A 12300-nucleotide genomic window follows, 5' to 3' on the forward strand; every position below is an offset into this window, starting at 1 on the left:
GAAATGCGAAACGAAACGACCATCGGTTGTAGTGGAGTCGCTTCGTCTTGGTGAAGGGACCTACTCGTCTTGCTGACAAAAGCGGATGCGATTGCCGAACGGATCGGTCACCTGCATTTGCAGCCCCCAGGGCAGATCCTCCAGGCCGGGACGATTGTAGGCATACCGTTTCTCTGCAAGCTCGCGATGAAACTCGCGGATGTTGGCGGTTGACACGAACACATTCGCTCCCGGGCTTGCATCCCCATGATGCTCGGAGAGGTGCAGGCTCAAGCCGGCCCTTTCCAGCCCGAGGTAAAGCGGCATGCCCTCGGAGAAGCGATGCTCGAACGTGACTTGGAACCCGAGAAAATCACAGTAGAATTCTCTCGCCTTCGTTTCATCGAAGATGCGAAGAATCGGACTGCAGCAGGTGAAGCGCACATCGCTTGTGGAGGCACGCTTCAGGTCAAGCTTTGCGCTTGCGGTGTTCCAATCGGCATGGCCACAGGCCCTGGCCACAATTTCCAAGGCCTGGGAATGTGAGATACTCATCCCGTCTGACGAAAGGGCATCCCGAAGCCGCCGCGCCATGGATTTGGCTTGATCAACGTTTGTCATCACACTCTCCTGCCAGTGAACGCACACGGTGCTCGCATTGCCGATAGTCACTGGACGGGGATATATGTGATGCGTCCGTGATGCTTTCACCTTACCATCTAGGGCGCGAGCGGCTGGTAGCATGAACCAGATCGAAAAGCCCAATTCCAGCCCTTCTGTCAACCAAGATGTTTTCATCTAGGGCGGCAACGGGCTCATCACGACGCTCATCGCCAGATCGCTGAACGGAAGCTTCAGGTAGGGCAATCTGGTCATAGCAATATATTTATCAAAATTGACAAATATTCATAAATCATGTAATTATATGAGTTGCAACTAGGGGGGTATGATGACCGATGCATATCGTCGGAATGAAGCGCCCCGGGTTTACCGGAGAGTTTTTTGTCTAAAACTTACGCGGCATTTTCAAGGGCGTTCATGTTGGCATAAAATTCCTCCTCTGCTTCTTGCGGCGTGACATAGCCGATGGCGCTGTGCAGCCGTTCTGAGTTATACCAGCTGACCCATTTGAGGGTTTCCCACTCGACCTGGCTGACGGATTTCCACGGGCCAAGGAAGTTGATGACCTCGGTCTTGAACAATCCGATGGTGCTTTCGGCCAGGGCGTTATCATAGCTGTCTCCGACGCTGCCGACCGAGGGATCGATCCCGGCTTCCTCGAGCCGCTCCGTGTAGCGGATCGACAGATACTGGCTGCCACGATCCGAGTGATGGATCAGTTGCTCCTGCTCATCCGAGCATCGCTGACAGATCGCCTGGTTCAGTGCATCGAGCACGAAGCTGGTGGTCATCGAGGTCGAGACCCGCCAGCCGACGATCCTGCGGGCGAAGACATCGATGACGAAGGCGACATAGACCATGCCGGCCCAGCTGGAGACATAGGTGAAGTCGCTGACCCAAAGCTGGTTCGGCGTCGCGGCTGTAAATTCCCGGTTCACCTTGTCGTCCGGGCAGGTCTGGGCGGGGTCAGGAATGGTTGTGCGCTTCTTGCCGCGCACCACGCCCTGCAAATCGAGAGCTTTCATCAGCCGCTCAACCGTGCAGCGGGCGATGTCCTTTCCCTCGCGGCGCAGCTGATGCCAGATCTTGCGGGCACCGTAGCGCCCACGACTGGCATCGAAAGCACGCTTGATCTCCGCACTGTCGCGGGCATCCCGTTTCGCCCGATCCGACGCCAGGTCAGGATCGCAGATAATCGCCCTGCGTGCGTAATATGTCGATGGGGCGATCGGCAGCACGCGACAGATCGGCTCGACCCCGAAGACCTCTCGATGATCGGCGATGAACGCGATCATTTCTGGAACGGGCGGTCAAGCTCCGCCTGCGCGAAATACGCGCTCGCCTTCTTCAGGATCTCGTTGGCCGTGCGCAGCTCGCGGACCTCGCGCTCCAGGGCCTTGATCCGGGCTTTCTCCTCGCTCGTCGGACCGGACAACTCGCCCGCATCACGAGCGGCGCGCCGGCACCAGTCCCGCAGGCTGAAGGACGAGCAGCCCAGCTTCGAGGCAATCGCCCGGTAGGCGGCATTGTCGCTGCTGTAATCAGAACGATGTTCGCGGAAAAGCCGGACGCCGCGCGCGCGGAACTCGGCCGTGTAGCTCGGGGTGTGTTTCTTCTCTGTCATGAGGCTCACCTTTTGAGAGTTTTACTCTCCGGTAAACCCGGGGCGCTTCAGAAGGGCTTCGCAAGCGCCGTCTTTTATCAGGATGCAAAGGCTGCCTATCGCTGGCTCGAAAACGCTTTCGGGTTTGAGCCGCTCTTTGTCATTCTCGATGCCGATGGCTATCTCGGCCATTCGGAAATGACCTATGGGAACTCTGTCGTCATGATCGGCAACGAATGGAGCGACAATCACAAGAGCCCGAAATCCGTAGGCGGCAAGAACACCCAATGCGTCCATGTTCAGCTTGCCGAGGGCGATGATCTCGACGCCCATTGCGCCCATGCCCGGCAGGCCGGCGCAGAAATTCTGCAGGAGCCGGAAACCCAGTTCTACGGCGACCGCACCTATCGCGCCAGAGATCCCGAAGGTCATATCTGGACCTTTGGTGTCACTGTTCAGAAGATGACGCCTGAGGAATGGGACGAAGCGAGCGGACTGACGACTAGGGCAAGGCTGGATTGAGCGCGAATATCGACAAGACTCTGGCAGCGCTTGCCGACCCCTGCCGCCGCCGAGCGGTGGAATTACTGGGTCGGCAGCCGCATCGGGCTGGGGAACTTGCTGATATGCTTGGTCTGTCGGCCCCGGCCATGGGCCGCCACTTGCGCCTGATGAAGCAGTCCGGCCTCGTGGAGGAGAGCCATCCCGAATTCGATGCGCGTGTCCGCGTTTATACACTGAGGGAGGGGGCCATGGCCGAGCTGAAACGCTGGCTGGCCGATACCGAGGCCGTGTGGGTGACGCAGCTTGCCGCCTTCAAGGCGCATGTCGAAAAGAAACCGCAATGACGGCTGCTGTCACCGGCAAGCACAGCCTCTTCGAGCCACGGACCCCGCCGAGCGGCCAGTTCCAGAACCGAGGTGACTTCCCGGAATTTTTACGCCATTCTGGGAATGCACTGCCGCACAGCGCACAACACAACACGCACGGCAGCGTCGGTTTACGCTGTTGTCCGCCGAGGTCCAATATCATGCGCCCGAATACGCCTGTGATTCCGCCCTTTTCTCCGCCACGATTCAGCTGGCGCGGGTATTGCCGCGTGAGAGTTGGAGCGAGACATTGGCACGGCAGCGCCAGACAACAGCGGAGCAGCTTCGGGTGGTCACTGAACCAGCCTATCCTGCTGCATCCGGCCCCAAAGCCTCAGACCCGCGCCTTCGCGAGTTGGTCCGGCTTCTGGCACGGCGTGCAGCGCGGGATTTCATCCAGGCGGAGGAACGCGAGAGCCGCAAGCGCCTCCCTGACTGAACAGAAAGCTCACTCATGAAGGTCGCGCTCTACGCCCGCTATTCCTCCGACAACCAGCGCGACGCCTCGATCGCCGACCAGTTCCGCATGTGCCGGCTTCATGCCGAGAAGCAGGGCTGGAAGATTGTCGAGGAGTATTCCGACCACGCCATTTCCGGCTCCAGCATGATCCAGCGTGCGGGTATTCAAGCCCTGATCATGGATTCCTCGCACGGCCGGTTCGATATCATCTTGTCCGAAGCGCTGGATCGCATCAGCCGCGACCAGGAGGATATCGCCGGCATCTTCAAACGGATGATCTATGCCGACGTAAAGATGCTCACCCTGTCGGAAGGCGAGATCACCCATCTGCATGTCGGCCTGAAGGGCACCATGAATGCGCTGTTCCTGAAGGATCTGGCCGACAAGACCCGCCGGGGCCTGCGTGGCCGGGTCGAGGATGGAAAATCCGGCGGCGGCAATTCCTACGGCTATGATGTGGTGAAGCAGTTCGATGCCAATGGCGAGCCGATCCGCGGCGACCGCGCCATCAACGAGGCACAGGCTGCCGTGGTCCGCCGCATCTTCAGTGACTATAACGCCGGTCTCTCGTCCCGAGCCATCGCCATGGCGTTGAACCTCGAGGGCGTGCCCGGCCCGCAGGGCCGGGAATGGGGACCATCAACCATCCACGGCAACCGTGAACGCGGCACCGGGATCCTCAATAACGAACTCTATATCGGCCGGCTGGTCTGGAACCGGCTGCGCTACCTGAAGGATCCCGATACCGGTAGGCGGGTTTCGCGACTGAATCCGGAAACGGAATGGGTAGTACAGGAGGTGCCCGAACTCCGCATCATCGATCAGACCCTGTGGGATGCGACGAAGACCCGACAGGGGAAACTGGCCTTCTCGAAGCGCGCACGTCCCGAGGGCAACCCGCTGACCGACCGCCGGCGCCCAAAGCATCTTTTCGCGGGCCTGATCAAATGCGGCTGCTGTGGCGGCGGCTATTCGATGATCTCGAAAGACCTGCTCGGTTGCTCGACGGCACGCAACAAGGGCACCTGCGACAACCGGATCAATATCCGCCGTGACGCTCTCGAGGCCTCGGTCCTGAATGGTCTGCGGAAGCATCTCATGGAGCCGGAGCTGTTCAGGGAATTCTGTGACGAGTTCACCAGAGAGGTGAACCGGTTGCGAATGGAACGTGGCGCCGATCTGGAGGTGGCACGACGGGAACTTGATAGGATCGGCAAGCAGATTGCCCAGATCATCGAGGCAATCACGGACGGCATGTATCACCCTTCGATGAAGGAGAAGATGACAGCGCTCGAAGCCCGCAAATTCGAACTGGCGGAGAAACTGGCTTCAGCGGATGAGCCCCCACCTCTGCTGCATCCGAATATGGCGGCGCTCTATGCGCAGCGGATCGGCGAGCTTTATGAGAACCTGCAGCACGAGGACAGCCGTCCGCAGGCGGCCGGGATCCTTCGGTCTCTGATCGATGATGTGACGCTTGTGCCGGAAAACGGCGAGTTGGCCATCGTCCTTCGCGGCGATCTCGGGGCGATCCTGCGCTTTACTGCCGGCCGAAAGAACCCGGATTTCCTGTCTGAGGCCGAGGCTCTGGACAATTTGCTGGCGCAGTCGGATGGCTCACGGAAGGCAATCGGCGGACATGCAAAAACCTCCGCGACGGGGCCAGCGGAGGTTTCGCAAGAATCGTTGGTTGCGGGGGCATGCAACCATCTCAAATTGCGGCTACTCTCGGCATATCGTTCCCTCCTTGAGCAGTCAGAGTTGGCGAAGTCCAAAGGGCTGCTTCGCAGTGCAGCATAGGCGTGGTCGTATCCCCTATCCCGTCACAACCTTCCGACCACATAGGACCCTGTCCAGACAACTCATCTTGTTGTCCCCCGATGCCTCTGATTGCCTTCTGTCCCAACCGACCTACCCATAAAGAAAGGATATACAGATGAATGCCATGGCAAAATCCAGATCATGGCATCCAAACAGGATGCAGGTGCAATAGGGGCTCTCCCCCAGCCTGCCCGAAGCTTTGAGGAAACTGGCCATCCGGCCCGCCTCAATGATTACGCCCAGCTTCAGCTCGGGCTGACAGTGCAGGCAGCGACGTCAGTTTATGGGATCTTCGCGCCCTGCCCTCGGTCAACGCCTCATATCTTATTGAACAAGTCTCGGTGCATGCGGGGCTGGCTGCGCAGATATTGCGGCGCCGCCGGCACCTGCCCACCCAGATGCGCCGCCGCGTGCCAGGGCCAGCGCGGATCGTAGAGAACCCCGCGTGCAAGGGCGACCATATCGGCGTCACCCGTTGCCACGATGGATTCCGCGTGATCGAAATCCGTGATCAGCCCCACTGCCACCACTGGCATCTCAACCGCTGCCTTGACCGCGCGGGCCAGCGGCACCTGATAGCCCGGCGCAATCGGGATCTGTTGTCGCGGGTCCAGCCCGCCGCTGGACACATGGATCGCCGCACAGCCGCGCGCCTGCAATTCCTGTGCAAAGGTAATGGTTTGTTCGACATCCCAACCGCCCCCGACCCAGTCCGTGCCCGAAACCCGGACCGAAACCGGGTAGTCGCCCGGAACCACGGCTTTCACCGCCTCGAACACCTCCAGCGGAAAGCGCATCCGGTTTTCCAGACTGCCGCCCCAGGCATCCTCGCGCTGATTCGACAGCGGTGAGAGGAACTGGTGCAGCAGATAGCCATGCGCGGCATGGATCTGGATCGCGTCGAAACCCAGTCGCAGACTGCGGCGGGCGGCCTCGGCGAAGGCGTCGCGGATGCGCTCCATCCCGGCCTTGTCCAGCGCCTCGGGCTCATTTTCATCAGAGGAAAAGGGCAGCGCGCCTGGCCCAACGGTCTGCCAGCCATTCGGCTGCCCGGGCGGAATCTGCGCCCCGCCGAGCCAGGGCTTTTCGGTCGAGGCCTTGCGCCCGGCATGGGCCAGTTGAATCGCCACCGGAATATCCGACCATCGCCGGATGGCCTGCATGACCGGGACCATCGCCGCCTCGGTCGCATCGTCCCACAACCCGACATCGGCATAAGTGATGCGCCCTTCGGGACTGACGGCAGTGGCCTCGACCGTCAGCAGCCCCGCCCCTGACAGAGCCAGCTGGCCCAGATGGATCATGTGCCAGTCAGTCATCCGGCCATCCTCGGCCGAATACTGACACATGGGCGCGATCACCACACGGTTCGGCATCGAAAGGCTGCCAGAGGTGATGGGGGTAAAGAGCTTGCTCATGCTGCGGCTCCGTTCAGGCGAGTTGCAGAGCACGTTAAGGGATCGCCTGCGGATTCGAAAGCCCTGCCAATGAGTCAGGTTTCGCGCCCGAAGGCCGGTTGCGACACGTCCTGAGGATTCATCCTGTGCAGGACCGTGCCACTTGCACAGTTGCCACCACGGCTGGGAGAGACCAACCGCCAATTCCGGCACGAAGCTGAGCACCAGTTCAGCACGAAGTGGATCGGGATAACTACACGTTCTGTCCTTATCGCCCGCCAGTCCCAAAGGCCATTGCCCATCGGGGCAATGGCTGATCACCGCTCGCTTATTCGCCCCAAACTTCTTCCAGCAAGTTGAGCCAGTTCTGGCCAAGTACCTTCTCGATCCTCGCTGAAGTCCAGCCCGCATCGGACATGGCGTCGGCAATGTTAGGAAAGTCGCGGATTTCGCGCAGCCCCGCGGGATTGATGATCTCACCAAAACTGGTCAGACGGCGGCCAAACCCCTTGTCATGCGTAATCCAGTCGAAAAAGGATCTCTCATACCCTTGAGTAAAATCAGTGCCGATACCGACGGCATCCTCGCCCACCAGATTGATCACATAATCCATCGCTGCAATATAATCGGCAATGGTTGCGTCCGTCCCTTTCGCAAGAAAGGGGGGGGAACATGGTCACCCCTACAAATCCTCCCCTTTCAACGATATGGCGCAACTCCTCGTCGGATTTGTTCCGCGGATGTGCCTTCAGTCCCGATGGCAAGCAATGCGAATATGCCACCGGAACAGTTGAGCAGTCTATAACATCGCGTGACGTTTTTGGTCCTACATGGCTGAGATCGCAAAGCATGCCCACGCGATTCATTTCAGCCACAACCTCACGACCGAAATCTGACAAGCCGCTGTCGCGACTTTCATAACAACCACTGCCAACCCAATTCTGGGTGTTATAGGTCATTTGCGCAATGCCGATGCCCAGTGTCTTCAGGATCTCGACATAGCCGATCTTATCCTCGAAGGCCGAAGTGTTCTGCATGCCCAGCACAATCGCAGTCTTCCCTGCGGCCTTCGCCGTGCGGATATCAGCGGCACTTTCAGCCTTGACGATATGGCTGCTGAACTCGCGGAACCAGCCATTCCACGCGACCAGATTGTCTACGGTATCGGTGAAATTCTCCCAAACGCTGCAGGTACAGTTTGCTGCGGTCAAACCAGATTGCTGCATTTCCCGAAAAAGATCGCCACTCCAGTTCGAGATGATCAGACCGTCAATGACAATCGCATTCTCGTAGATCGTGCTGGCATTATCCTTCATGATGCTTCCATTCCGTTGTAAATTGATAAGCGGTCTGCATGCCCGTTCGCGATTGCGATCAGGCTGCAAAGGTGCAGTTGACCTCAAAGCGGCATTCGGGCGCCCCCATGGCGGTGCAAGCGCTTTCGCGACAGGTGATTGACAGGGGCTGAACACTGCGGGCATCGCACATGAACTGCATGGCTCCGATCAGGAAACCCTCGAACATATAACAAGTGGGTGCAGTTGCCTGCCCTTCCGCTTCAAGGACGTAGATCGAATCCCGCAATGTGATCCGTGCGGTAAGGTGCTCTGGATCCAGCGCCTCGATGGTAAAACGTCCCCAGCCGCGTTCAGAAAGCCGCCGGAGGTAATGTGCAAATATCTCGGGTGCGGGACGACCCAGCAAGTCCGCCTGCTGCTGACACCAGTAACGGGCCGATTTTGCACCTGACCGGTTCAGCATTTCTGCATAGGCGGCACGACCCAGTGTCCGCTCTGTCTCCTTATGCATATTCACCATGAAATGACGTGGAACATAAACCATGGGCAGGCCATCCGTGCGCCAGACGCCACTGGTTTCATCCACATCGATCTGAACTGTGGGTTGCATGTCGTCTCTTTCATTGCCGAGGGGAAGGACCGCCCCCGCAAATGGCGGGGGCGTCAGATTATCGTGTCGCAGATGCTGCATAGGGTGAGAGATCGGATTCAGGCGCGGTCCCCTCATCGTCGATCAGCGAGATATGTGAGGTTTCTCGCAATACCATCCCGCCAAGGGCTGCCAGAACCGCGATGGCCATCAGATAAAAGGCGGGGGTCAGGTTATTGCCGCTTTTGCCGATAAGCCATGTTGCCATCAACGGTGCCGTGCCTCCGAAAATGGTGTAGGAGAGATTATAGGTGAAGGCGGATGCGGTATAGCGCGTACGAGTCGGGAAGGTTTCCGACAGCAGCGCCGCAGTCACGACATTCGCGGTCAGCGCACCGGTGGCCAGCAACAATACACCGGGGATCGCCTTCCAAAGAGTGCCTGAACTGGCCAGCATATAGGCCGGCACCACCATGACAAACAGCCATACACAGACAAAGCGGATCGTCCTGCGCCGCCCGATCCTGTCAGAAATACGGCCTGCCAGCGGGCACATCAGCGCTGCAAAGAACAGTGCAATCGTCGATACCAGCAATGCGCGGGGCCGGGTGAAGCCGCCTTCGACCTGCAGGAAGGTCGAGAAATAGGTGGTGAACATATAAAATGACAGCGCCGTCAGGGAAATGAAAGCACCCAGTCGCAGCATTGGCCCGCTCTGACTTTTCAGTGTCTCGCGCAGGGGTGAGTGGACGTGAGGAGTGTCCCCGGCGGCCAGTGCCTTGAAAGCCGGAGTTTCTTCCATGCGCCAGCGCAGGTAAAGACCGACCAGGCCAAGAGGTGCGGCAAGTAAGAACGGCACGCGCCAGCCCCAGATTGCCATCGACTCGGCGGACAGGCTACTTTCCAATCCGAAAACCAACAATGCAGCGAATGCAAAGGCCAGAAAGGTAGAGACCGGAACGAAGCTGCCATACCAGCCGCGTCGATCATTTGGTGCATGCTCCATTACATAAGCGATCGAACCGGCGTATTCTCCCCCTGCTGAAAAACCTTGCAGACAACGCAGTAATGTCAGCAGAACTGGCGCTGCCAGCCCCCAGCTGGCATACGTCGGCAGAAATCCAATAAGCGTCGTTGCCCCAGCCATCAGAAGGATCGTCAGCGACAGAACGCCTTTGCGCCCCAGTTTGTCGCCCAGTACGCCGAAGAATATCCCACCCAGCGGACGCATGGCAAAAGCCACGGCAAAAACACCGAAGGTCTTCAAAAGACCTAAACTGACACTGTCGCTGGGAAAGAACTGATTGGCGATGATCGTCGCCAGAAATCCATATACCGCAAAATCGAACCATTCAACGAAGTTCCCCATCGCGGCGGCGCTGATGACCTTTTGTATGGTCGGTGGCGATGTCTGATCCTGATAACGTGCTGTCATGTCTGACCCTTTCTACATGAGAGAAACAAGGACGGAGAGCATCGTCCAGGCCGGTCGCCAGGTCAGGATCAACTAACCGCCTCTGACCCGTGTCAGGACGTCAATCCAGATGACCTTGCGGCAAACATGAAGCGATAAGTAATCGCGTGTCACGGATGCGCTCCCTGCGGTTATTGACAAGTTTTTCGCAGATTCTTTCGTCTGCGCCTCCGAAATAATCGGATGGTGAAGCGTTGTTGTAAAATATCAGTTTTTTAATTATTGATATTCAAAAGGAAATAATAAAGGTGCAGAAGATGAGCCTTGATCTGCGGCATCTGCGGGCTTTCGCCGTACTGGGGAGTGAACTTCACTTCCGACGCGCATCAGAGAGGCTGCGCGTCGCACAACCCGCCTTAAGCAAGACCATTCAGCAACTTGAAGATCATCTGGGAACGCCTCTTTTGCGCCGTTCAACACGCCGGGTCGAACTGACAGAGGCCGGGCGTATATTTCTTATCGAGACCGCCGGTATTGGTGCTCAAATCGACCACGCAGTCGAGCGTGCCCGCAAGGCGGCACGGGGCGTGCGTGGCGAATTACGCGTGGCTTATACGGATTTCGCAATCAACGGCGCGCTGCCCCATTTCCTGCGCAGCTTCAATGAGGCGCATCCGGACATATATCTGGACCTGATCTTCATGCCAACGATCCACCAGCATGAAGCGATTTTGCGTCATCGCATTGACATCGGTTTTCTCTATGGTGTCTCGAACCAGCAACTGATCGGAAGCTTACCTTTTGACGACAATAACTATGTCGCAATTCTGCCTGCCGATCATCCGCTGGCAGAGCGAAAGCAACTGACCCTGAAAGATTTGCAGAACGAAAAATTCGTTTTTGGTACCGGCGACAGTTGGATGATCTTTCGCAATCAGGTTTTTTCCGAATGCCGCGCACGTGGCTTTCTGCCCGAGGTTTCATTAGAGGCAACCAGCAGCGACGGAATTTTCGGTCTTGTCATCGCAGGCGCGGGTGTCGCGATTTATTCCAGCGCCATCGGCAACATGCCCCGGCAAGGTCTTGCGATCCGCCAACTTGTAGACATGGACGCCAAGCTGCCAATCACAGCTGTCTGGGAACGCGGAAACAGTTCAGAGGAATTGGCGGTTTTCCTGCACTTTTTGCGTCGTTTCCGCCCACTGGCCCGATGAAGCTTCCGACCTGCCTTGCAGTTACCCATAAGTGTCTGGGTTGTTTGCGCTGCGTGCGCCTTCGACGATATCTGCGAGGCGCGAGAACCCTTTCCAGATTACGGTCGTTCCCGGAGGCGGGTCTGCGGCCCGGTCAAGATATTCTTCGAGGGTGTTGTCACGTTAATCGGGTAGCGATTGCTTGCTCGCTGTTTGCTACGTAGGTTACAGCGATGCAGACACCTTCTATCAGTTACAAGCGCCACCGGTTCCCGCCTTCGATCATTGCCCACGCGGTCTGGCTGTACGTCCGGTTCAATCTGAGCCTGCGGGAGGTCGAGGAGATGCTGCTCGAACGTGGCGTCGACGTCTCCTATGAAACGGTTCGGCGCTGGACTGCCAAATTCGGGCCGCAGATCGCGAAGAACCTGCGGCGGTGCCAGCGCCGCCCCGGCGACATCTGGCATCTTGACGAAGTCGTGGTGAAGATTTCCGGCAAGACTTTCTGGCTCTGGCGCGCCGTTGATCAACGCGGCGTTGTTCCGGACGAGATCCTCCAGTTCCGGCGGGACAAACGGGCTGCAAAACGGCTTCTGCGCAAGTTGATGAAACGCGCGGGGTCTGTTCCCAAGCGGATTATCACGGACAAGCTCCGCTCATATGGCGCGGCCAAGCGCGAACTCCTGTCCGATCTGGATCACTGGTCGCATAAGGGGCTCAACAATCGTGCCGAGAACAGCCATTTGCCGTTCCGAAAGCGGGAGCGCGTGATGCAGGGTCATCGCTCTCCGGGCGGCCTGCAACGCTTCGTGTCCATCCATTCCGCCGTCCGCAATTATTTCTCCGTTCCAGCTCGCCGACGAGCCGCCCTGACCATTCGCTACCACCGGATGGAAGCTCTCTGCGCGTGGAAAGTAGCAGCCAGCATCGCCTAGGTCGTGTTGACAAAAGGGATTCCCCTCGGGCGTAGGGCATGCTTCAAGCTGGCATCTGCGATGGAGACCAGCTTGGCACGAGATCTTATGTCGGACCAGGAATGGGCGTTCTTTGAGCGCT

General features: G+C 58.3%; 12 protein-coding genes and 1 other annotated feature. Of the genes, 5 read left to right on the plus strand and 7 right to left on the minus strand.

The genetic code is table 11. The features are described 5' to 3' along the window. Positions 1-60 precede the first annotated feature (60 nt). Both D3P04_RS22025 and D3P04_RS22030 read right to left on the minus strand, forming a co-directional pair. The gene (locus tag D3P04_RS22025; protein ID WP_119752034.1) at positions 61-600 is read right to left on the minus strand and encodes a glyoxalase superfamily protein; all 540 of its coding nucleotides are present in this window, start codon (positions 598-600) and stop codon (positions 61-63) included. 392 nt (positions 601-992) lie between these two features. After that, positions 993-2224, minus strand: a protein-coding gene (locus D3P04_RS22030; RefSeq protein ID WP_408634415.1) for an IS3 family transposase whose coding sequence is annotated in 2 segments (ribosomal slippage) — positions 993-1912 and positions 1912-2224 — 1233 coding nt in all. Because the reading frame shifts where the segments join, the coding sequence is not laid out codon by codon here. Further along, positions 1821-1937: a sequence feature (AL1L pseudoknot), on the minus strand. (Overlaps the previous gene by 117 nt.) Positions 2225-2236: 12 nt before the next feature. Between D3P04_RS22030 and D3P04_RS22035 the strand changes: the two genes are divergently transcribed. The 3 genes from D3P04_RS22035 (at position 2237) to D3P04_RS22050 (ending at position 5332) form a co-directional block, all read left to right on the plus strand. Next, on the plus strand, positions 2237-2725 hold the full coding sequence (locus D3P04_RS22035) for a VOC family protein (protein ID WP_220475394.1): 489 nt from the start codon (positions 2237-2239) through the stop codon (positions 2723-2725). Then, positions 2722-3051, plus strand: a complete 330-nt coding sequence (locus D3P04_RS22040; protein ID WP_119752036.1) for an ArsR/SmtB family transcription factor — start codon at positions 2722-2724, stop codon at positions 3049-3051. Before D3P04_RS22035 ends, D3P04_RS22040 begins: the two co-directional genes overlap by 4 nt. 475 nt (positions 3052-3526) lie before the next feature. Continuing rightward, positions 3527-5332, plus strand: coding sequence for a recombinase family protein (locus tag D3P04_RS22050; protein WP_119752037.1), 1806 nt, complete (start codon positions 3527-3529; stop codon positions 5330-5332). A 338-nt stretch (positions 5333-5670) separates the two neighbouring features. On the opposite strand, the gene D3P04_RS22055 is transcribed toward D3P04_RS22050, so the two are convergent. The 5 genes from D3P04_RS22055 to D3P04_RS22070 form a co-directional block, all read right to left on the minus strand. Further along, positions 5671-6771, minus strand: a complete 1101-nt coding sequence (locus D3P04_RS22055) for an NADH:flavin oxidoreductase/NADH oxidase (RefSeq protein ID WP_119752038.1) — start codon at positions 6769-6771, stop codon at positions 5671-5673. A gap of 307 nt (positions 6772-7078) precedes the next feature. Continuing rightward, positions 7079-7354, minus strand: coding sequence for a membrane dipeptidase (locus D3P04_RS24020; protein WP_456299494.1), 276 nt, complete (start codon positions 7352-7354; stop codon positions 7079-7081). Then, entirely contained in the window at positions 7311-8066 is a 756-nt protein-coding gene (locus D3P04_RS22060; protein WP_232845130.1) for a membrane dipeptidase, read from the minus strand. Before D3P04_RS22060 ends, D3P04_RS24020 begins: the two co-directional genes overlap by 44 nt. Positions 8067-8124: 58 nt before the next feature. Then, positions 8125-8658, minus strand: coding sequence for a 4-vinyl reductase (locus tag D3P04_RS22065; protein ID WP_182912969.1), 534 nt, complete (start codon positions 8656-8658; stop codon positions 8125-8127). A gap of 58 nt (positions 8659-8716) precedes the next feature. After that, positions 8717-10072 (minus strand): MFS transporter, encoded by a 1356-nt coding sequence (locus D3P04_RS22070; RefSeq protein ID WP_119752040.1) that lies wholly within the window; start codon positions 10070-10072, stop codon positions 8717-8719. 296 nt (positions 10073-10368) lie between these two features. On the opposite strand from D3P04_RS22070, the gene D3P04_RS22075 reads away from it, so the two are divergent. Both D3P04_RS22075 and D3P04_RS22080 read left to right on the plus strand, forming a co-directional pair. Further along, positions 10369-11265, plus strand: coding sequence for a LysR family transcriptional regulator (locus tag D3P04_RS22075; protein WP_119752041.1), 897 nt, complete (start codon positions 10369-10371; stop codon positions 11263-11265). 212 nt (positions 11266-11477) lie between these two features. Beyond that, positions 11478-12179 (plus strand): IS6 family transposase, encoded by a 702-nt coding sequence (locus D3P04_RS22080; RefSeq protein ID WP_119752042.1) that lies wholly within the window; start codon positions 11478-11480, stop codon positions 12177-12179. Positions 12180-12300 lie beyond the last annotated feature (121 nt).

The sequence above is a fragment of the Paracoccus onubensis genome (genome assembly GCF_003591515.1).
GTDB classification, from domain to species: domain Bacteria; phylum Pseudomonadota; class Alphaproteobacteria; order Rhodobacterales; family Rhodobacteraceae; genus Paracoccus; species Paracoccus onubensis.

Bases quoted from the DNA above. Each gene is read 5' to 3' on its own strand.
- D3P04_RS22075 (WP_119752041.1), top strand. From the start codon at position 10,369: ATGAGCCTTGATCTGCGGCATCTGCGGGCTTTCGCCGTACTGGGGAGT.
- D3P04_RS22060 (WP_232845130.1), bottom strand. From the start codon at position 8,066: ATGAAGGATAATGCCAGCACGATCTACGAGAATGCGATTGTCATTGAC.
- D3P04_RS22025 (WP_119752034.1), bottom strand. From the start codon at position 600: ATGACAAACGTTGATCAAGCCAAATCCATGGCGCGGCGGCTTCGGGAT.
- D3P04_RS22055 (WP_119752038.1), bottom strand. From the start codon at position 6,771: ATGAGCAAGCTCTTTACCCCCATCACCTCTGGCAGCCTTTCGATGCCG.
- D3P04_RS22065 (WP_182912969.1), bottom strand. From the start codon at position 8,658: ATGCAACCCACAGTTCAGATCGATGTGGATGAAACCAGTGGCGTCTGG.
- D3P04_RS22080 (WP_119752042.1), top strand. From the start codon at position 11,478: ATGCAGACACCTTCTATCAGTTACAAGCGCCACCGGTTCCCGCCTTCG.
- D3P04_RS22050 (WP_119752037.1), top strand. From the start codon at position 3,527: ATGAAGGTCGCGCTCTACGCCCGCTATTCCTCCGACAACCAGCGCGAC.
- D3P04_RS22070 (WP_119752040.1), bottom strand. From the start codon at position 10,072: ATGACAGCACGTTATCAGGATCAGACATCGCCACCGACCATACAAAAG.